15 protein-coding genes are annotated in these 18030 nt (G+C 60.7%); 8 read left to right on the forward strand and 7 right to left on the reverse strand.

Going from position 1 to position 18030, the window contains the following annotated elements:
• Positions 1-6: 6 nt before the first annotated feature.
• On the reverse strand, positions 7-792 hold the full coding sequence (locus tag ACZ89E_RS24045) for a transporter substrate-binding domain-containing protein (RefSeq protein WP_149660217.1): 786 nt from the start codon (positions 790-792) through the stop codon (positions 7-9).
• A 256-nt stretch (positions 793-1048) separates the two neighbouring features.
• Between ACZ89E_RS24045 and ACZ89E_RS24050 the strand changes: the two genes are divergently transcribed.
• The 7 genes from ACZ89E_RS24050 to ACZ89E_RS24080 all read left to right on the forward strand — a co-directional run bounded on the left by ACZ89E_RS24050 (position 1049) and on the right by ACZ89E_RS24080 (position 9233).
• Entirely contained in the window at positions 1049-1756 is a 708-nt protein-coding gene (locus tag ACZ89E_RS24050) for a FadR/GntR family transcriptional regulator (RefSeq protein ID WP_149660219.1), read from the forward strand.
• A 120-nt stretch (positions 1757-1876) separates the two neighbouring features.
• Positions 1877-2206: a thioredoxin TrxA gene (trxA, locus tag ACZ89E_RS24055; RefSeq protein ID WP_003177349.1), complete on the forward strand. Its 330-nt coding sequence runs from the start codon at positions 1877-1879 to the stop codon at positions 2204-2206.
• A gap of 242 nt (positions 2207-2448) precedes the next feature.
• A complete protein-coding gene (gene rho / locus ACZ89E_RS24060) occupies positions 2449-3708 on the forward strand; it encodes a transcription termination factor Rho (RefSeq protein WP_007942421.1) in 1260 nt (419 codons plus the stop codon).
• A 149-nt stretch (positions 3709-3857) separates the two neighbouring features.
• Entirely contained in the window at positions 3858-5861 is a 2004-nt protein-coding gene (locus ACZ89E_RS24065; protein WP_476256596.1) for an acyltransferase family protein, read from the forward strand.
• Between the two features lie 69 nt (positions 5862-5930).
• Complete coding sequence (gene ubiD / locus ACZ89E_RS24070) at positions 5931-7397, forward strand: 4-hydroxy-3-polyprenylbenzoate decarboxylase (protein WP_149660221.1); 1467 nt, start codon at positions 5931-5933, stop codon at positions 7395-7397.
• Positions 7397-8365, forward strand: a complete 969-nt coding sequence (locus ACZ89E_RS24075; protein WP_149660222.1) for a CDP-6-deoxy-delta-3,4-glucoseen reductase — start codon at positions 7397-7399, stop codon at positions 8363-8365. Before ubiD ends, ACZ89E_RS24075 begins: the two co-directional genes overlap by 1 nt.
• Positions 8366-8561: 196 nt before the next feature.
• Entirely contained in the window at positions 8562-9233 is a 672-nt protein-coding gene (locus ACZ89E_RS24080) for a gamma-glutamylcyclotransferase (RefSeq protein WP_149660223.1), read from the forward strand.
• Here ACZ89E_RS24080 and glpT read toward each other — a convergent pair.
• Together glpT and ACZ89E_RS24090 are read right to left on the reverse strand one after the other, a co-directional pair.
• Positions 9206-10558, reverse strand: coding sequence for a glycerol-3-phosphate transporter (gene glpT / locus ACZ89E_RS24085; protein ID WP_149660224.1), 1353 nt, complete (start codon positions 10556-10558; stop codon positions 9206-9208). The two genes, ACZ89E_RS24080 and glpT, sit on opposite strands and share 28 nt — an antisense overlap.
• Before the next feature lie 280 nt (positions 10559-10838).
• Positions 10839-11816 (reverse strand): NADPH:quinone oxidoreductase family protein, encoded by a 978-nt coding sequence (locus tag ACZ89E_RS24090; RefSeq protein ID WP_054044635.1) that lies wholly within the window; start codon positions 11814-11816, stop codon positions 10839-10841.
• Between the two features lie 150 nt (positions 11817-11966).
• Here ACZ89E_RS24090 and ACZ89E_RS24095 point away from each other — a divergent pair, with 150 nt between their 5' ends.
• Positions 11967-12377: a flagellar basal body-associated protein FliL gene (locus ACZ89E_RS24095; RefSeq protein WP_476256597.1), complete on the forward strand. Its 411-nt coding sequence runs from the start codon at positions 11967-11969 to the stop codon at positions 12375-12377.
• 137 nt (positions 12378-12514) lie between these two features.
• On the opposite strand, the gene ACZ89E_RS24100 is transcribed toward ACZ89E_RS24095, so the two are convergent.
• The 4 genes from ACZ89E_RS24100 to ACZ89E_RS24115 all read right to left on the reverse strand — a co-directional run bounded on the left by ACZ89E_RS24100 (position 12515) and on the right by ACZ89E_RS24115 (position 17900).
• On the reverse strand, positions 12515-13633 hold the full coding sequence (locus tag ACZ89E_RS24100; protein WP_149660226.1) for an ABC transporter permease: 1119 nt from the start codon (positions 13631-13633) through the stop codon (positions 12515-12517).
• A complete protein-coding gene (gene rbbA / locus ACZ89E_RS24105; protein ID WP_476256598.1) occupies positions 13633-16356 on the reverse strand; it encodes a ribosome-associated ATPase/putative transporter RbbA in 2724 nt (907 codons plus the stop codon). Before rbbA ends, ACZ89E_RS24100 begins: the two co-directional genes overlap by 1 nt.
• Positions 16353-17318, reverse strand: a complete 966-nt coding sequence (locus tag ACZ89E_RS24110) for an HlyD family secretion protein (RefSeq protein WP_149660228.1) — start codon at positions 17316-17318, stop codon at positions 16353-16355. The genes rbbA and ACZ89E_RS24110 overlap by 4 nt, the downstream gene beginning before the upstream one ends.
• A 132-nt stretch (positions 17319-17450) precedes the next feature.
• Positions 17451-17900, reverse strand: coding sequence for an EVE domain-containing protein (locus tag ACZ89E_RS24115; protein WP_463258798.1), 450 nt, complete (start codon positions 17898-17900; stop codon positions 17451-17453).
• Positions 17901-18030: the final 130 nt, after the last annotated feature.

Genomic DNA, 18030 nt, shown 5'->3' on the forward strand with positions numbered 1-18030 from the left:
CGGCGATCAGAGATCGGCCGGCAGCGGCTCTTTGAGCCAGGTCATGGCGTTCTTTTCCAGCGAGCCGTCGGTCTTGGCGGTGGCGATGATCTGGTTGACCTTGTCCAGCAACGCCGCTTCGTTCTTGTTCACGCCGACGTAGACCGGCGAGTCCTTGAGCTTCACTTTCAGCGCCGGCACGCGTTTCGGGTTTTTCTCGCTGATCGCCACCATCACCACGTTGCCGCTGGCGATCAGGTCGACCTGGCCGGCGAGGTAGGCGGCGATGGTCGAGTTGTTGTCTTCGAAGCGCTTGATGGTCACGCCTTCGGGGGCGACTTTGGTCAGCTCGATGTCTTCGATGGCGCCACGGGTGACGCTGATGGTCTTGCCCTTGAGGTCGTCCAGGGTTTTGATCGCCGCGTCTGGCGGGCCGAACACGGCGAGGTAGAACGGTGCGTAGGCGCTGGAGAAGTCGATGACTTTCTCCCGCTCAGGGTTCTTGCCGAGGCTGGAAATCACCAGGTCGACCTTGCCGGTGGTCAGGAACGGAATGCGGTTGGTGCTGTTGACCGGGGTCAGTTCGAGTTTGACCTTGAGCTGGTCGGCCAGCAGTTTGGCGGTGTCGATGTCCAGGCCCCGGGGTTTCATGTCCGGGCCGACCGAGCCGAACGGCGGGAAGTCCTGGGGCACGGCGACCTTGAGGGTGCCGCGCTTGACCACATCCTCCAGACCGTCGGCGTGGGCGGGTGCCTGGCTCAGCATCAGGCTGGCAAACAGGGCGGCGAGGAGGGCGCTGTAACGCTGGGTCATGGCAAATCTCCGAATCGGCGGGAAGTGATTTCTGCGGTTCGACAGAGCACGGGGCATGCCAACATCGGGCTTCTGGGGCGGCAGGCCACGGGTTTGCTGGGGTTGATCGGTCTTACTGGTCTGAACAGTCAGGTCCGGTTTCGCACCCCGATAGCGCATCGCCGTTGCTCGCCGAACCCCGGTGGGGCACGACTTGCCGGGCGCGGCGAATAGCTTTACAACTAGCCGCTCATTGGCCTGGTTCGTCCGAAAAACCATGAACTCGATCTCTCGCGCCGTACCTGAAGTGGCGCTGCAAGCCATCCGCAAACTGATCACCGAACAAGGCTTCGGGGCGGGGGATGCCTTGCCCTCGCAACGGGACCTGGCGGTGCAATTGGGGGTTAGCCGGGCGTCGTTGCGTGAGGCGTTGTCGTCCCTGAGTGCGCTGGGGGTGATCAGCATTCAACCGGGCAAGGGTGTGTTCGTGCAGGCGCCGGTGGAGTTGCCGCGAGGTGATGCGGCGGCCAGTTGGCCGTTCGCGGCCCAGGCTTCGCCGCTGGATATTTTTCAGTTGCGCTATGCCCTGGAAGGTTTTGCGGCGGGGCTGGCGGCGGTGACGTTGAGCACGTTTGATCTCGATGCCCTGGAAGACAACGTCGCCGCCATGCGTACCGAACTGAAGGCCGGCGACTTCGATGCCGCCGCTCGTTTGGACTTCGACTTTCACCGGCGCATCCTGCTGGCCAGTGGTAATCAGGCGATGCTGAGCATCCTCACCGCCAGCGCCGACATCTTTCTGGAGAGCCAGAAGCTACCGTTCATCCGGGCCGAGCGGGCCATGGAAACCTGGCAGGAGCACCGCAAGATCCTCCGCGCACTGGCGCGCCGGGCGTCCGGGGCGGCACAGAAGGCGATGCAGGAACATGTACGCAATGCCGCACTGCGCACCGGAATTGCCTTCGTCGCCCCCGCCACCTCCTGACTTGAGCTATACCCAAACTCATGCGCCACCATAGCGAGACTCAATCATCTGCACCTTCCTGAACGAGGGAAGGACGGCTATGATGGGCCACGTTTTTTTGCTTACAACCTGGAGACTTCCATGAGCAGCGATCTTATCAAACACGTTAGCGACGCTAGCTTCGAGGCCGACGTACTCAAGGCCGAAGGCGCTGTACTGGTCGACTACTGGGCTGAATGGTGCGGCCCTTGCAAAATGATCGCTCCTGTCCTGGACGAGATTGCTGAAACGTACAAAGGCAAGCTGACCATTGCCAAACTGAACATCGATGAAAACCAGGAAACCCCGGCCAAGCACGGCGTGCGCGGTATCCCGACCCTGATGCTGTTCAAGAACGGCAACGTGGAAGCGACCAAGGTTGGCGCGCTGTCCAAGTCGCAACTGGCTGCATTCCTCGACGCCAACATCTAAGTCGGCGACGTTGTAAGAAAAGCCCCGCATATTGCGGGGCTTTTTGCGTATTCAGGGCTAGACGCTCCGAAACTCAGGTGGTACATTCGGCCCCGCACTGGTTTCTCCACTGCCCCCTGCTAGCCGTCGCCGACGCACTCCTTTTCGAATAAGTACGCGATCCTGTCGCCTTCTCTGCGGCGCGGCCTCATTAAGCCAAAAGCTTAATTTCCCCCCTCCATAAATGATTACGTCATTCCTATATGAATCTGACTGAACTCAAGCAAAAGCCGATTACCGAACTGCTCGAATTGGCCGAACAGATGGGCATAGAAAATATGGCCCGTTCGCGCAAGCAGGACGTGATTTTCTCCCTGCTCAAAAAGCACGCGAAAAGCGGCGAGGAAATCTCCGGTGATGGCGTGCTGGAGATTCTCCAGGACGGCTTCGGCTTCCTCCGCTCTGCTGACGCTTCCTATCTCGCCGGCCCAGACGATATCTACGTCTCGCCGAGCCAGATCCGTCGCTTCAACTTGCGCACCGGTGACACCATCGTTGGCAAGATCCGCCCTCCCAAGGAAGGCGAGCGTTATTTCGCACTGCTCAAGGTCGACACGATCAACTACGATCGTCCCGAGAACGCGAAAAACAAGATTCTCTTCGAGAACCTGACCCCGCTGTTCCCGACCGTGCGCATGAAGATGGAAGCCGGCAACGGTTCCACCGAAGACTTGACCGGTCGTGTCATCGACCTGTGCGCCCCGATCGGCAAAGGCCAGCGCGGTCTGATCGTTGCACCGCCCAAAGCCGGTAAAACGATCATGCTGCAGAACATCGCAGCGAACATCGCACGTAACAATCCTGAAGTTCACCTGATCGTGCTGCTGATCGATGAGCGTCCGGAAGAAGTCACCGAAATGCAGCGCACCGTGCGCGGCGAAGTGGTTGCCTCGACGTTCGATGAGCCGCCAACCCGCCACGTGCAGGTTGCCGAAATGGTGATCGAGAAGGCCAAGCGCCTGGTCGAACACAAGAAAGACGTGGTGATCCTGCTCGACTCCATCACCCGTCTGGCTCGCGCCTACAACACCGTGATCCCGAGCTCCGGCAAAGTGCTCACCGGTGGTGTCGATGCCCACGCCCTGGAGAAACCGAAACGTTTCTTCGGCGCTGCACGGAACATCGAAGAGGGCGGCTCGCTGACCATCATCGCCACCGCGCTGGTTGAAACCGGCTCGAAAATGGACGAAGTGATCTACGAGGAATTCAAAGGCACCGGCAACATGGAACTGCCTCTGGATCGCCGCATCGCTGAAAAACGCGTGTTCCCGGCCATCAACATCAACCGTTCCGGCACGCGCCGCGAAGAGTTGCTGACCGCCGACGACGAGTTGCAGCGCATGTGGATCCTGCGCAAGCTGCTGCACCCGATGGACGAAATCGCTGCCATCGAGTTCCTGGTCGACAAGCTGAAAACGACCAAGACCAACGACGAGTTCTTCTTGTCGATGAAGCGTAAGTAAGACGGTTTTTTAACCGCTAAAAATGGCGTCCTTCGGGGCGCCATTTTTTTTGCAAAAAAAAAAGGAAGGATTACGACTAGGGTTGGTCAGTACTGAAACGAAATGGGTCGACGAACCCAGAACTTCAATCTGACTGGCATTTTCTGTTTATGAGCACTCTTGCTTATCGAAGGGATATTGACGGCTTGCGGGCAATCGCCGTGATCGCGGTCGTGTTGTTCCATTTTGGCGTTCCTGGCTTTACCGGCGGCTTTGTCGGTGTCGACGTGTTCTTTGTGATATCCGGTTACCTGATTACTTCGATCATCTGGAACCAGCGCCAGGCCGGGCGTTTCAGCTTTGTCGATTTCTGGGCGCGACGTGCCCGGCGGATCCTGCCGGCGCTGTTTGTGATGATTGCTGCGGTGCTGGCGGTGGGCTGGTTCCTGATGGCACCCAAGGACTATGAAGAGCTGGGGCGCTCGGTGCGCTACCAGGTGATGTTCGTCTCCAACATCCTGTTCATGCGCCAGGACGGTTACTTCGATGTGGCGTCCGACCTCAAGCCATTGCTGCACACGTGGTCGCTGGCGGTTGAAGAGCAGTTCTACATTGTCTTCCCGCTGCTGCTGACCTTGTTGTCGAGCCGCCTCAAGCATTGGCGGCTGGCGTTGTTCGGTGTGTTGCTGGTGTCGTTCGGGCTCAGCGTCTGGGCCGTGGCGCACCACCCTGAGAAAGCCTTTTTTCTGTTGCCGATGCGTGCCTGGGAGCTATTGGCTGGCGCGATGCTGGCGGTCGCGCCACGCGGCCACTGGCGCCTGACGGCGACCGGCGCTCAAGTCGTCAGCCTGTTTGGCTTCGGTCTGATCCTGCTGGCGGTGTTTGCCTACGATAAAAGCACGCCATTCCCCGGCGCGGCGGCGTTGTTGCCGACCCTCGGCGTGGTCACGTTGATCTGGGCCAATGGCCATCGGCAAACGCTGGTCGGTGGACTGCTGGCCAGTCGTGTGCTGGTCGGCCTCGGCCTGATTTCCTATTCCTGGTACCTGTGGCATTGGCCGGTCTTTGTCTTCGCCAGCTATGCCAGTGTCGAGGAGCCGGGGCTGGTGGATACCGCCGGTTTGATTCTGCTCACGCTGCTGCTCGGTTACCTGTCGTGGCGGTTTGTCGAGACACCGTTCCGCGAGCGCCGCTTGTTGGCCGGACGCCGGCAGATCCTGATCGCGGCCGGTTGTGGCGTGGTGGTCCTCGGTCTGGCCGGTCAAGCGCTGCGCTGGACCGATGGCTTGCCTTCGCGCCTGTCTGATCAAGCTTTGCAATACGCCAAAGGCAAGGAGTGGCGGCCCGAACTGATGCGCTGCCTGGCCGATGACAAGACCCCTGACGACAAACTCTTTTGTCATTACGGGAAGCTTGCACCGAGCTCTACAAAGGCCTTGGTCTGGGGCGACAGTCACGCCACGGCGCTGATTCCGGTGTTCGATGATGGCGCGCAAAAGCATGGTGTCAGCGTGATTCTCGCCAGTTCTCCCGGCTGCATTCCGGTTGAAGGGCTTGAACACGATCAGCGATGTGCCCGTTTCAATCGTCGGGTCGAAGGGGCGTTGAAGCCGCAAGCAGTGGGCGACGTGGTGCTGGTCGCGCGTTGGAGCCTGTATCTCTATGGCGATGTGAAAGGCGATCTCGGGCACGTGCTGCGCGATACCCATGGCCGTTATGACCGCGCCACCGCCGAGCAACGCCTGGCTGACGGCTTGCAGGCGACCGTCCGGCAACTGCGTGAGGGCGGGCATCGCGTCTGGCTGATCAAGGAGGCGCCGTTGCAGCAGTTCAGCCCGCCATATCGCCTGACGCGCCTGGCCATGTTGCATCGGCCGACGGATGACGTGGGCCTGGCGGTGACCGAGCACTTCAAGCGCCAGGCCTTCATCAGCCAGTTGTTCGCGCAAATAGCCGCTGCCAATTCGGGGGTGAGCGTGGTGGACCCGGCGCCATTGCTGTGTGATGACGCGGGACTTTGCCGGGTCGAGCGCGACGGCCATTCGCTGTATACCGATGACAATCACCTGTCGGAGATCGGCGCACGGTTCGTGGCGCCGGTGCTTGAGCCGCTGTTCAAGCGCTTGCAGGCCCAGGCCACACTCGGCAATGGCAACGTGAATGCGGCCAAGTAAGCAGCGATAAGCTGCCAGCGGCCGGCAGAGCAGGTAGGATGTACGCCTATTTTACGGGTGCCATCATCAATGAAATTCAAGGACCTTCGGGATTTCGTGCAGCAGCTTGAGCAGCGCGGAGAGTTGAAACGCATCCAGATCCCTGTCTCTCCAGTGCTGGAGATGACTGAAGTCTGTGATCGCACGCTGAGGGCCAAAGGCCCGGCGCTGCTGTTCGAGAACCCTACCGGCTACGACATCCCGGTCCTCGGCAACCTGTTCGGCACCCCCGAGCGGGTGGCCATGGGCATGGGCGCCGAGGCCGTCAGCGAGCTGCGCGAGATCGGCAAGTTGCTGGCGTTCCTCAAGGAACCCGAGCCGCCGAAGGGCTTGAAGGATGCGTGGTCCAAGCTGCCGATCTTCCGCAAGATCATCGCCATGGCGCCGAAAGTGGTCAAAGACGCGGTGTGCCAGGAAGTGGTCATCGAAGGCGACGACGTCGACCTGGCGATGCTGCCGGTGCAGACTTGCTGGCCTGGCGATGTCGGCCCGCTGATCACCTGGGGCCTGACTGTCACCAAGGGCCCGAACAAGGACCGGCAGAACCTCGGCATCTACCGTCAGCAAGTGATCGGCCGCAACAAGGTCATCATGCGTTGGCTGAGCCACCGTGGCGGCGCGCTGGATTACCGCGAGTGGTGCGAGAAGCACCCCGGCCAGCCGTTCCCGGTGTCCGTGGCGTTGGGCGCTGACCCGGCGACCATCCTCGGCGCCGTAACGCCGGTGCCGGACAGCCTCTCCGAATACGCCTTCGCCGGTCTGCTGCGGGGTAACCGCACCGAACTGGTGAAGTGCCGTGGCAACGACCTGCAAGTGCCGGCCACCGCCGAAATCATCCTGGAAGGCGTGATCCATCCGGGCGAAATGGCCGACGAAGGCCCGTACGGCGACCACACCGGTTACTACAACGAAGTCGACAGCTTCCCGGTGTTCACCGTCGAACGCATTACCCACCGGATCAAACCGATCTACCACAGCACCTACACCGGCCGTCCACCGGATGAACCGGCGATTCTCGGTGTGGCGCTGAACGAAGTGTTCGTGCCGATCCTGCAGAAGCAGTTCCCGGAAATCACCGACTTCTACCTGCCGCCCGAAGGCTGCTCGTACCGCATGGCCATCGTGACCATGAAGAAGTCGTATCCGGGCCATGCCAAGCGGGTAATGCTCGGTGTCTGGTCGTTTTTGCGACAGTTCATGTACACCAAGTTCGTTATCGTCACTGATGACGATATCAACGCGCGGGACTGGAACGACGTGATCTGGGCCATTACCACGCGCATGGACCCCAAGCGCGACACGGTGATGATCGACAACACGCCGATCGACTACCTCGACTTCGCCTCGCCGGTGTCCGGCCTGGGGTCGAAGATGGGGCTCGATGCCACGCATAAATGGCCCGGCGAAACCACTCGCGAGTGGGGCCGGGTGATCGTCAAGGATGAAGCCGTGACAAAACGGATCGATGCCATCTGGAATCAGTTAGGAATAGATTGATGCGTGTAACCTTGCAGCCCTCCGGAGCAGTGCTTGAGATATTGCCCGGCGAGCGGATTCTCGATGGCGCGCGGCGCTTGGGCTATGAATGCCCGCAAAGCTGTCGCAACGGCAATTGCCACGTCTGCGCGGCGTTGCTGGTGGAAGGCCGGGTTGAACAGGCCGGCCATGTGCGGGACCACGGCGAGTTCTACACTTGCATAGCTGAGCCGCTGGAAGACTGCATCGTGCTGTGGGATGGCGTGCTCGCGCTGGGAGAACTGCCGGTGCGCAGCTTGTCGTGTCAGGTCATTGAATGCAGGGACGTCGGCGGGGATACCTTTCGGGTGCACCTGCGGGCGCCGGCCGGCAAGCCGCCGCGCTATCACGCCGGTCAGTACCTGATGATCGAGCGCGAGAACGGCGAGAAATCCGCGTTCTCCCTGGCCTCGGCACCCCATGCCGGGCGCGACCTGGAAATCCATGTGCTGGCGCGCGAAAGCAGTGCGCTGAGCCTGATCGATCAGCTGCAACGCAATGCCATGGTGCGCATCGAGATGCCATTCGGCGACACCCACCTGGCCGAGTTGCCGGACGGGCCGCTGGTGCTGATCGCCGCGGGTACCGGCATGGGCCAGATTCACAGCCTGATCGAACATTGCCGCGCCACCGGGTTCAAGCACCCGGTGCATCTGTATTGGGGCGTGCGGCGTCCTGAAGACTTTTATGAAATAGAACACTGGGACGAATGGCTGAAACTGCCCAATCTGTTCCTGCATAAAGTCGTCAGCGATCAATGCGGCTGGGAAGGGCGCTGCGGCATGTTGCATGAGGCGGTGTGCGAGGATTTCCCGGATCTGAAGGCGCTGCATGTTTACGCCAGCGGTTCTCCGGCGATGGTCTACGGCACGCTGGATGCGTTGGTTGAAGCGGGGATGGATGCGCATCAGATGCGCGCCGACGTATTCGCTTATGCCCCTCGGTCTTAAATCGTTATAACTCCCTATATAGCCGATCGGTATTTATAGATTTATATAAATACCGGTAGGTTATATGTCATATGGGCAATTATTTAAGAACTGTGCCATGGCACTTAAATTGCCTTAAAACATATGTGCCTTATTGTTACAGCGGTGCGTTCTATTAAGTAATTCTTTATCCGCGGGGAGCTGAACGCTATTCGCCATGAGCGCCATTGAATCTGCTTTTCTGAATTTGCCTTACCCTCCGCGGCTCGATCTGGGGCCGCAGCTTACGCACGAACAATTGCTCAGCTCGATGCAGGCAACCATGGCGCGCCACAAGGGTGGGCCGGTCTGGCTGTTCGCGTACGGCTCACTGATCTGGCGCCCTGAATGCCCGGCGGTGGAGCGAGTGCGCGGTCGGGTTCATGGCTACCATCGCGGTTTGTACCTGTGGTCCCACGAACATCGCGGTACGCCGGAAGTGCCGGGCCTGGTATTTGGCCTGGATCGCGGCGGCTCTTGCAGCGGTTTTGCCTATCGCCTTCCCGAAGAACAACTCGAAGCCTCGCTCTACGCCTTGTGGCAGCGCGAAATGCCATTCCCGTCCTATCGCCCACATTGGCTCAACTGCCGTCTTGAAGACGGAAGCCAGGTTCAGGCGTTGGGATTTGTTTTGGAACGGCACCTGCCCAGCTATGCCGGCAACTTGCCGGATCACGTGCTGAGCCAGGTGTTCGAAAGCGCTTGCGGGCGGTACGGCACCACTCGCGATTACGTCGAGCAGACCGCCAACGCCCTGCGTAGCCACGCCATGCCAGACCGGAATCTGGAGGCGCGGCTCAAGCGTTGTCAATCAAAGTCGGATCAGGCGATTGCTTCTTCGCGGGTCTGACTGGCGCTTTGTTTGTGCCCCAGCGTGGGAGCCAGGAAAGCCATCGCCAGCAAACAAGCAGCGACCAGCAGGATGAAGCCGCCATCCCAGCCGAAATAGTCCACGGTGTAGCCCATCAGCGCACTGGCCGCGACTGACCCGCCCAGGTAACCGAACAGGCCGGTAAAGCCCGCGGCGGTGCCGGCGGCCTTCTTCGGCACCAGTTCCAGCGCTTGCAAACCCACCAGCATCACCGGACCGTAGATCAGGAAGCCGATCGCGAACAGCGAGATCATGTCGATCATCGGGTTGCCCGGCGGGTTCAGCCAATACACGATCGTCGCCACGGTCACCAACCCCATGAACACCATGCCGGTCAGGCCACGGTTGCCACGGAAGACCTTGTCCGACATCCAGCCGCACAGCAGCGTGCCCGGAATGCCCGCCCACTCGTAGAGGAAATACGCCCAGGACGTTTTGTCAAAGTCGAAGTGCTTGACCTCTTTGAGGTAGGTCGGCGCCCAGTCGAGGATGCCGTAGCGCAGCAGGTAGACGAAGACGTTGGCCAGGGCGATAAGCCAGAGCATTTTGTTGCGCAGCACGTATTTGACGAAGATGTCCTTGGCGCTGAATTCTTCTTCGTGGCTGGCGTCGTAGCCTTCCGGGTAATCGTTCTTGTACTTCTCGATCGGCGGCAGGCCGGTCGATTGCGGGGTATCGCGCATCACAATGAAGGCAAATACCGCGACCAGCAGCGCCACGGCGGCCGGAACGTAGAACTTGCTGTGCCAGTCGTTGAACCAGCCCATGCCGAGAATCGCCAGTGGACCAATCAACCCGCCGCCGACGTTATGCGCGGTGTTCCAGACCGACACCACCTGGCCACGTTCTTTCTGCGACCACCAGTGCACCATGGTCCGGCCGCTCGGTGGCCAGCCCATGCCTTGTGCCCAGCCGTTGATGAACAACAGGGTGAACATCATCGTCACACTCGACGTCGCCCAGGGCGCGAAACCGAAAACGAACATGACCCCGGCCGACACTATCAGGCCGAAGGGCAGGAAGTAACGTGGGTTGGAGCGGTCGGACACAATGCCCATCAAAAATTTGGACAGACCGTAGGCGATCGCAATCGCCGACATCGCCACACCCAGTTGACCCTTTGTGTAGCCCTGGGCGATCAGGTCCGGGAAGGCCAGCGTGAAGTTTTTGCGCAGCAGGTAGTAACCCGCATAGCCAATAAAAATCCCGGCGAAGATCTGCCAGCGAAGGCGTTTATAGGTGTCGTCTATTTTTTCTTCAGGCAGGGGCGCCTGATGTGCGGCAGGTCGAAAGAAAGCAAACATTCAAGAGCTCCAAATTTCTTGTTTTGACTGCGGATGCGAATGTTACAGTTTCGTTACCGAAAATAGCACCGGTTCGCATTGGTCAAACAGCGGAAAAGTTGGAGATCGCGTGTTCCTTTATGAACATGTCGCTCAGGTGTAAGTGTAGGGCGGTGTGGGAAAGGTTACTGGGTGAGCCGTTGTGCGCTTTTCAAGCCAGAGTCGTGCGGGGTTTTGGGAAATGTCCTTCAAATAAAGAAGAAGCGATCCGGACTCTGCCATCCAGACCGCTTCACTCGGCTCAGCGAACCTGTACCACCACTTTCCCGACCGCTTTGCGCTGGCCAAGATCATTAATCGCCTGCGCCGCATTGCTCAGCGGGTACACCTGCGACACCAGTGGCTTCAACTTGCCCTCGGCAAACCAGCCAAATAGCTGCTGGAAGTTCGCCGCGTTGTCCTGGGGTTGGCGCTGGGCGAAGGAGCCCCAGAACACGCCGACCACCGCCGCGCCTTTGAGCAAGGCGAGGTTGACCGGGAATTCGGGGATGCGTCCGCTGGCAAAGCCGACCACCAGCAGGCGGCCGTTCCAGGCGATGGCGCGCACGGCCTGGTCGAACAGGTCGCCGCCGACCGGGTCGTAGATCACGTCGGCGCCCTGGCCGTCGGTCAGGCGTTTGATTTCGTCCTTGAGACTGGTTTCGCTGTAGTTGATCAGCTCATCGGCGCCGGCAGCCTTGGCCACGGCGAGTTTTTCGGCGCTGCTGGCGGCGGCAATCACCCGGGCGCCCATGGCTTTGCCGATTTCCACGGCGGCCAGGCCGACACCGCCGGACGCGCCGAGCACCAGCAAGGTTTCACCCGGTTGCAGATTGGCCCGCTGCTTGAGGGCGTGCATCGAGGTGCCGTAGGTCATGCTGAACGCGGCGGCGGTGTTGAAGTCCATCGACGGCGGGATCGGCAGCACGTTGTAGCCCGGCACCGCGACCTGCTCGGCAAAGCTGCCCCAACCGGTCAGGGCCATGACCCGGTCGCCGACCTTGAGATGGCTGACCTTTTCACCCACTGCACTGACCACGCCGGCCGCCTCACCGCCCGGCGAAAACGGGAAGGGCGGTTTGAACTGGTATTTGCCCTCGATGATCAGCGTGTCCGGAAAGTTGACCCCGGCGGCGTGCACGTCCAGCAGGATTTCGTTCTTCTTGGCGACAGGACTGGCGACGTCTTCCAGCACCAGCGATTCGGCGGGGCCGAAGGCTTTGCATAGCACGGCTTTCATCAGGGCTATTCCTTTGGGAGTGATGGCCGATAAGTGTAGGTGTGTGAGTCGACGGGTCAACGAGCATGCCCGGCCCTGATAGTCAGCCATAAGCTTGTGCTTGCGCGGCGGGTCGTTATGCTAGGCCGCAAACCGGATAAGGAGCGAATTGTGAAAGCGTGGATCATGTTGTTGCTGGCCCTGTCTCTGCCTTTGGCAGCAGTGGCTGAAGAAGCCGCCAAAGAAGGTGAGGCCCCAAAGGTCAACTACATCACCCTGAGCCCGCCGTTCGTGGGCAATTATGGGTTGGACGGCACGCCGAAGTTGAAGGTGTTCAAGGCTGACGTGGCGTTGCGGGTGACCGGTGAAGAGGCGACCAAAGCGGTCAAGGCCAACGAACCGTTGATTCGCAATCAACTGGTGGCGTTGTTCAGCCAGCAGACCACCGAGGCGATGGGCAGCAATGAAGGCAAGGAAAAGCTGCGTCAGGAAGCCCTGAAGCAAACCCAGCAAGTGATGAATGATGAAACGGGCAAGCCGGTGGTTGAGGATCTGTTGTTCAACAACCTGATCATTCAATAAGACTTCCTGCGGGCTTTTGTGGCGAGGGGGCTTGCCCCCGTCGGACTGCGCAGCAGCCCCCTGCTTCTTTGGGATGGGGCCGCTTCGCAGCCCAACGGGGGCAAGCCCCCTCGCCACAAAGCCCCTCATTCCAAAGGTCAGGACGCCAGACTCTTGCGAAACCGCATCAGCGCAATCGCAAAGAACACCAGCCCGATGGCGGTCAGTGCCAGCAAGTCCGGCCAGACCACGCTCAGCCCGGCGTCGCGAAACAGAATCGCGGCGCTCAAGCTGACAAAGTGCGTCGATGGCGAACCCTGCATCACCCATTGCAGCCACTGCGGCATGCTGTCGAGCGGCGTGCTGCCGCCCGATAGCAGCAACATCGGGATGATCACCGGGATGGCCAGCAGTCCGAACTGCGGCGTCGAGCGGGCCAGGGTCGCGAGAAAGATCCCCAGCGCCGTACTGGCGAACAGATAAACCGCTGTCACCAGCAAAAACAAGGTCATTGAACCGGCCAGCGGCACGCCCAGCGCGCCTTTGACGATCACTTCAAGCGAAATCCAGGTGCACAGCACCACCACCAGCATGTTGCTCCAGATTTTTGCCAGCATGATTTCCAGTGCGGTCAGTGGCAGCACCAGCAAATGGTCGAGAGTGCCGTGTTCACGCTCTCGCAGCAGCGCGGTGCCGGTGAGGATGATGGCGAGAATGGTGATGTTGTTGACGATCTGGATCACCGCCAGAAACCAGCCACCTTCCAGATTTGGATTGAACAGCGAGCGCGTGGTCAGCAGCGCCGGCGCTTTGCTGGCGGGATCATTCTGGCCACTGTAGTTCAGCAGTTCGCGCTGGAAAATCCGCCCGATGTAACCCGCGCCCATGAACGCCTGGCTCATGGCCGTGGCGTCAACATTGACCTGCACCGCCGGTTGGCGTCCGGCCAGCAAATCGGTCTGGAAATTCACCGGCACATTGATCACAAACGTGTACTGGCCGCTGTCCATGACTTGATCCAGTTGCTCATAAGGCAGCAGCACCGGACGCTGGAATTCCGGTGGTTGCAGGGCCTGGGTCAATTCCCGTGAGAGGTGACTGCGGTCTTCGTCTACCACGGCCACGCTGGCGTTGTGCACGCCGATGACCGAGCCGGCGGCCGGCATGTAGATCGCCACGGTAAAGGCGTAGAACAGAAACAGCAGCAACACGCTGTCGTGGCGCAGGCTGGTCAGTTCCTTGAGGCCGAGTCGCAAGATATGCGCAAGCTTATGCATCAGGCCTCCTGCTTTTTCAGCATGACCAGGCTGAGCCCGGTGAATCCGAGGAAGAACCCGAACAGCGCCAGGCATTGCGGCCATAGCTGTCGCAGGTCCAGTGCTTTGGTGAACGTGCCGACGGCGATATCGAGGAAATACCCCGCCGGAAACAGCATCCCCATGACCGAAGCCGCGCCTTCGAGGGAGGAGCGCGGCACGATCAGCCCGGAAAACTGGATGGTCGGCAGGCTGGTGATGATCATGGTGCCGAGGATCGCGGCGATCTGGGTTCGGGTGAACGCCGAAATCAGCAGGCCCATGCTGGTGGTGGCCAGTACGTAGAGCAATCCGCCGAAGGCCAGGGTCAGGCCGCTGCCCTTGAACGGCACGCCAAACAGCCAGCGGTTCATGGCCACCAGCACCGCCAGGTTGATCAGGCTGATCGCCAGATAGGGCGCCTGTTTACCCAGCAGGAATTCCAGTCGGGTCAGGGGCGTGGCGTAGAAGTTGGTGATCGAACCCAACTCCTTCTCGCGCACGATCCCCAGCGCCGTGAGCATGGCCGGGATGAAGGCGAGGATCAGCGCCATCACCCCGGGGCCGATGGCGTTGACGCTGACCACGTCCTGGTTGTAGCGGAACCGGGTTTCCAGTTTGGCCGCTGCGGGTCGGTTGCGCGCGGGGCTGCTCTGTTCGGCCAGTTGCTCAAGGTTGGCTTGATGCACTGCTTCCACGTAATTGCGGCTGGTCTCGGCCCGAAACGGCATGCCGCCATCCAGCCAGGCGGCGACGGTGGGTTGGCGCCCGGCGTACAGGTCGCGGCCAAAGCCTGGCGGGATCTCCAGCGCCAGTTTGATTTCCGAGCGTTGAAGGCGTCGATGCAATTCTTTGCTGTCGCGGATCGGTGATTGTTCGGCGAAATAGCGAGAACTGCGGAACGCTTCCAGATACGTGCGGCTTTGGGGCGTCTGGTCCTGGTCGAACACGGCGAAGGCGAGTTTTTCCACGTCCAGGGAAATGCCGTAGCCGAAGATCACCATCATGAAAATCGCCCCCAGCAGGGCGAACGCCATCCGCACTTTGTCGCGCAGCAATTCCTTGCCTTCACGACTGGCCACGGCTACCAGGCGGCCGACGCTGAAACCACGTTCTTTCATTGGCGTTGTCGGTGCGACTGGCGTGTCGGCGGGCACTTGCGGCGTCGGTGCTTCGCTAGCGCCCTGGGCCTGCTCCAGGCAGGTGACAAACGCCGCTTCCAGGGTGTCGCCCTTGAACTGCTGTTGCAGCGCCGCCGGGGTATCGCAGGCCAGTACTTTGCCGGCGTGCATCAGCGAAATGCGGTCGCAGCGCTGGGCTTCGTTCATGAAATGGGTGGACAGGAAAATCGTCACGCCTTGCTCGCGGGACAACTCGATCAGCAGCCGCCAGAAGTCATCTCGCGCCGCCGGGTCGACGCCGGAAGTCGGTTCATCGAGGATCAGCACTTCCGGGCGATGCAGCACCGCCACGGCCAGGGACAATCGTTGGCGTAAACCCAGGGGCAGGGCGCCGGACTGTTGATCGGCCACGTTGACCAGATTGAAGCGCTGGATCAGTTCGTCGATGCGTTGGGCGCTGTCGGCCTTGGGCAAATCGAACAGGCGCGCGTGCAAGTCGAGGTTTTGCCGCACGCTGAGTTCGCCATACAGCGAGAAACTCTGGGACATGAAACCGACACGCTTGCGCGTGGCCAGGTCCTTGGCGTTCACCGCGTTGCCCAGCAATGTGGCGCTGCCCTCACTGGCCGGCATCAGCCCGGTGAGGACTTTCATGGTGGTGGTTTTGCCACAGCCGTTGGAGCCGAGAAAACCGAAAATCTCCCCGCGACCGATGGCGAAGCTGACCTTGTCCACGGCGGTGAAATCGCCGAAGCGCAAGGTCAGGTCGTGGGCTTCGATGGCGATGTCAGTGTTGGCGCCGGTGCGGGGTGGAATCACCAGTGGCTGATTGTCGTGGCCACTGTCGCCCTGAAAGTGGGTGAAGGCTTCATCGAGTTTGCCGCTGGCAGTCGCGGCGGCCAATTCGCTGCTCAGACCGGTGGCGATCAGCTTGCCGCCGTCGAGCATCAGGCAATGTTCGAATTGCTCGGCCTCTTCCATGTACGCGGTGGCGACCAGCAGCGTCAGTTGCGGGCGTTGGCCGCGCACATCATCTACCAGCTCCCAGAAGCGCCGTCGGGACAAGGGATCGACGCCGGTGGTGGGTTCGTCGAGGATCAACAGGTCCGGTTCGTGGATCAGCGCGCAACAGAGCCCGAGTTTCTGCTTCATACCACCGGAGAGCTTGCCGGCCGGGCGGTCCGCGAAGCGCAGCAGGTCGGTGGCCAGCAACAGGCTGTGCATGCGCTGGTCGCATTCGGCTTTCGACAGGCCGAACAGGGTGGCGAAAAAGTGGATGTTCTCGCTGATCGACAATTCGGGATACAGGTTGCCGCCCAGGCCTTGCGGCATGAAGGCGATGCGTGGGTAGAGGCTGTTGCGATGGCGACGGTTCTGGATCGAGCCGCCCAGCACTTCCAGCTGACCTTGTTGCAGGGTTTTCACCCCGGCGATCAGGCCCAGCAAACTCGACTTGCCGGCGCCGTCCGGGCCAATCAACCCGCAGCGCGTGCCGGCGGGCAGGCTGAAGGTGATGTCGGCCAGGGCCTGCTGTTTGCCGTAACGGTGGTTGATGCCGGTCGCTTGCAGCGCCAGGTCGGTCATTGCAGGTTGGCCGGCCAGCTAATCGGCGCGGTGCGCACATAACCGGCGCCGGGCATGCCCGGCTTGGCCTGGGGCAGGGCGCTCGGGTCGGTCAGCCGCAGTTTGACGCGGAACACCAGTTTCTGGCGTTCGTCACGGGTTTCGACTTCTTTGGGCGTGAACTGTGATTTGCCGGCGACGAAAGTGATTTTGGCTGGCACCGGGTGGTCGGGCAGGGCGTCGAGCAGGATGCGCGCGTCATCGCCAACGGCCACGCGCCCGGTGACGGAGGCCGGGAGGTAGAGGTTCATGTATTGGTCGCTCGGATCAATCAGCAGCAGCACTCGTCCGCCGGCGCCGAGCACTTCGCCCGGTTCGGCCATGCGCAACTGGATCACCCCGTCTATGGACGCCCGCAAGCTGCTGTCATCTATTTCGCTGGTCAGCATCGCGACCTGGGCCTGGGCCGCGCCAATCGCGGCGCCGACCGCCGACACCTGGGCGCGGGACGCGGCGACTGCCGCACTGCCGGTGTCCAGGCGTGCCTGTTGTTGATCGATGATCTGGCCGCTGACGAAGCCGTGCTTGAACAGTTCCTGGGAACGCTTGAGTTCTTGTTGGGCGAGCAGTTGTTCGCTCTGGCGCAATTGCACGTTGGCCTGGGCCGCGGCGAGGTTTTCCCGGGCGCGCAGCACCTCGGCTTCGGCCTGATTGCGCTGGGCTTCGAGGGTGCGGGTGTCCATGCGGGCCAGCAGTTGGCCCTTGGTGACTTTATCGCCCTCATCGACGAGCACCTCGGCCAGGCGCCCGGGTGTTTTGCTGGCGATCTGCACTTCTGTGGCTTCGAGGCGACCGTTGCCGACATACAAGCCTTCGGGCAGACGGTCATGCATCGACTTCCAGTAACCGAACCCCCCGGCGGCCAGCAGTAAAACCATCAAGGAACTGGCGAAGAAAATCGAAGAGCGACTGTGCGTAGACATGCGGGCATCCTGCGGCTGTAACGTCCTAGTCTGGCTGATCGAGCGCCGAAGCGGCTTGATGCCAGTCAACTAAGGCGCAAGCCTAACCCCATTGAGCAGGGAAAAGAGGATGACCGGGCAGTTCTGCTTTATTTAACGCAAGCCGAGTACCGCAGCCCATTGTTCGGCGGTGACGGGCATCACCGACAGCCGAGTGCCTTTCTGCACCAGTGGCATCTCGGCCAGCGCCGTCTGCTGCTTCAGATAATCCAGCTTCAGCACTTTGGCAAACGTCTCGACATGCGCGACATCAATCGCGCTCCAGGCGTTTTTCTCCGGGGTGGCCTTCGGATCGTAGTAATGACTCTGCGGCTCAAGGGCCGTCGGGTCCGGGTACGCCGCTTCGACAATCTGGCCGATCCCGGCAATCCCCGGCTCCGGGCAACTGGAGTGATAGAAGAAGAACTCGTCCCCCACCGCCATCGCCCGCAGGAAATTGCGCGCCTGGTAGTTGCGAACCCCGTCCCAGCGCGCTTTGCCAAGCTTCTCAAGGTCTTTGATCGAGAGCTCGTCGGGCTCGGATTTCATCAGCCAATAGGCCATGGTTTTTGCTCCTTGCGAGAGGGGTGGGCAAGTTGTCGGGCAATTTTATGACAAACCGACAGTCGGTTGACGCCAGTGTTTGCGTGTCGGTTCACGTTGTCGCAAAATGCCGGCCTTCTAAGCTTTACGC

Source organism: Pseudomonas sp. TE3899, assembly GCF_056279105.1.

What these genes read in the sequence shown, in the direction of transcription:
- ACZ89E_RS24045 (WP_149660217.1), bottom strand. Translation starts at nt 792, where the DNA reads ATGACCCAGCGTTACAGCGCCCTCCTCGCCGCCCTGTTTGCCAGCCTG.
- ACZ89E_RS24050 (WP_149660219.1), top strand. Translation starts at nt 1,049, where the DNA reads ATGAACTCGATCTCTCGCGCCGTACCTGAAGTGGCGCTGCAAGCCATC.
- trxA (WP_003177349.1), top strand. Translation starts at nt 1,877, where the DNA reads ATGAGCAGCGATCTTATCAAACACGTTAGCGACGCTAGCTTCGAGGCC.
- rho (WP_007942421.1), top strand. Translation starts at nt 2,449, where the DNA reads ATGAATCTGACTGAACTCAAGCAAAAGCCGATTACCGAACTGCTCGAA.
- ACZ89E_RS24065 (WP_476256596.1), top strand. Translation starts at nt 3,858, where the DNA reads ATGAGCACTCTTGCTTATCGAAGGGATATTGACGGCTTGCGGGCAATC.
- ubiD (WP_149660221.1), top strand. Translation starts at nt 5,931, where the DNA reads ATGAAATTCAAGGACCTTCGGGATTTCGTGCAGCAGCTTGAGCAGCGC.
- ACZ89E_RS24075 (WP_149660222.1), top strand. Translation starts at nt 7,397, where the DNA reads ATGCGTGTAACCTTGCAGCCCTCCGGAGCAGTGCTTGAGATATTGCCC.
- ACZ89E_RS24080 (WP_149660223.1), top strand. Translation starts at nt 8,562, where the DNA reads ATGAGCGCCATTGAATCTGCTTTTCTGAATTTGCCTTACCCTCCGCGG.
- glpT (WP_149660224.1), bottom strand. Translation starts at nt 10,558, where the DNA reads ATGTTTGCTTTCTTTCGACCTGCCGCACATCAGGCGCCCCTGCCTGAA.
- ACZ89E_RS24090 (WP_054044635.1), bottom strand. Translation starts at nt 11,816, where the DNA reads ATGAAAGCCGTGCTATGCAAAGCCTTCGGCCCCGCCGAATCGCTGGTG.
- ACZ89E_RS24100 (WP_149660226.1), bottom strand. Translation starts at nt 13,633, where the DNA reads ATGCATAAGCTTGCGCATATCTTGCGACTCGGCCTCAAGGAACTGACC.
- rbbA (WP_476256598.1), bottom strand. Translation starts at nt 16,356, where the DNA reads ATGACCGACCTGGCGCTGCAAGCGACCGGCATCAACCACCGTTACGGC.
- ACZ89E_RS24110 (WP_149660228.1), bottom strand. Translation starts at nt 17,318, where the DNA reads ATGTCTACGCACAGTCGCTCTTCGATTTTCTTCGCCAGTTCCTTGATG.
- ACZ89E_RS24115 (WP_463258798.1), bottom strand. Translation starts at nt 17,900, where the DNA reads ATGGCCTATTGGCTGATGAAATCCGAGCCCGACGAGCTCTCGATCAAA.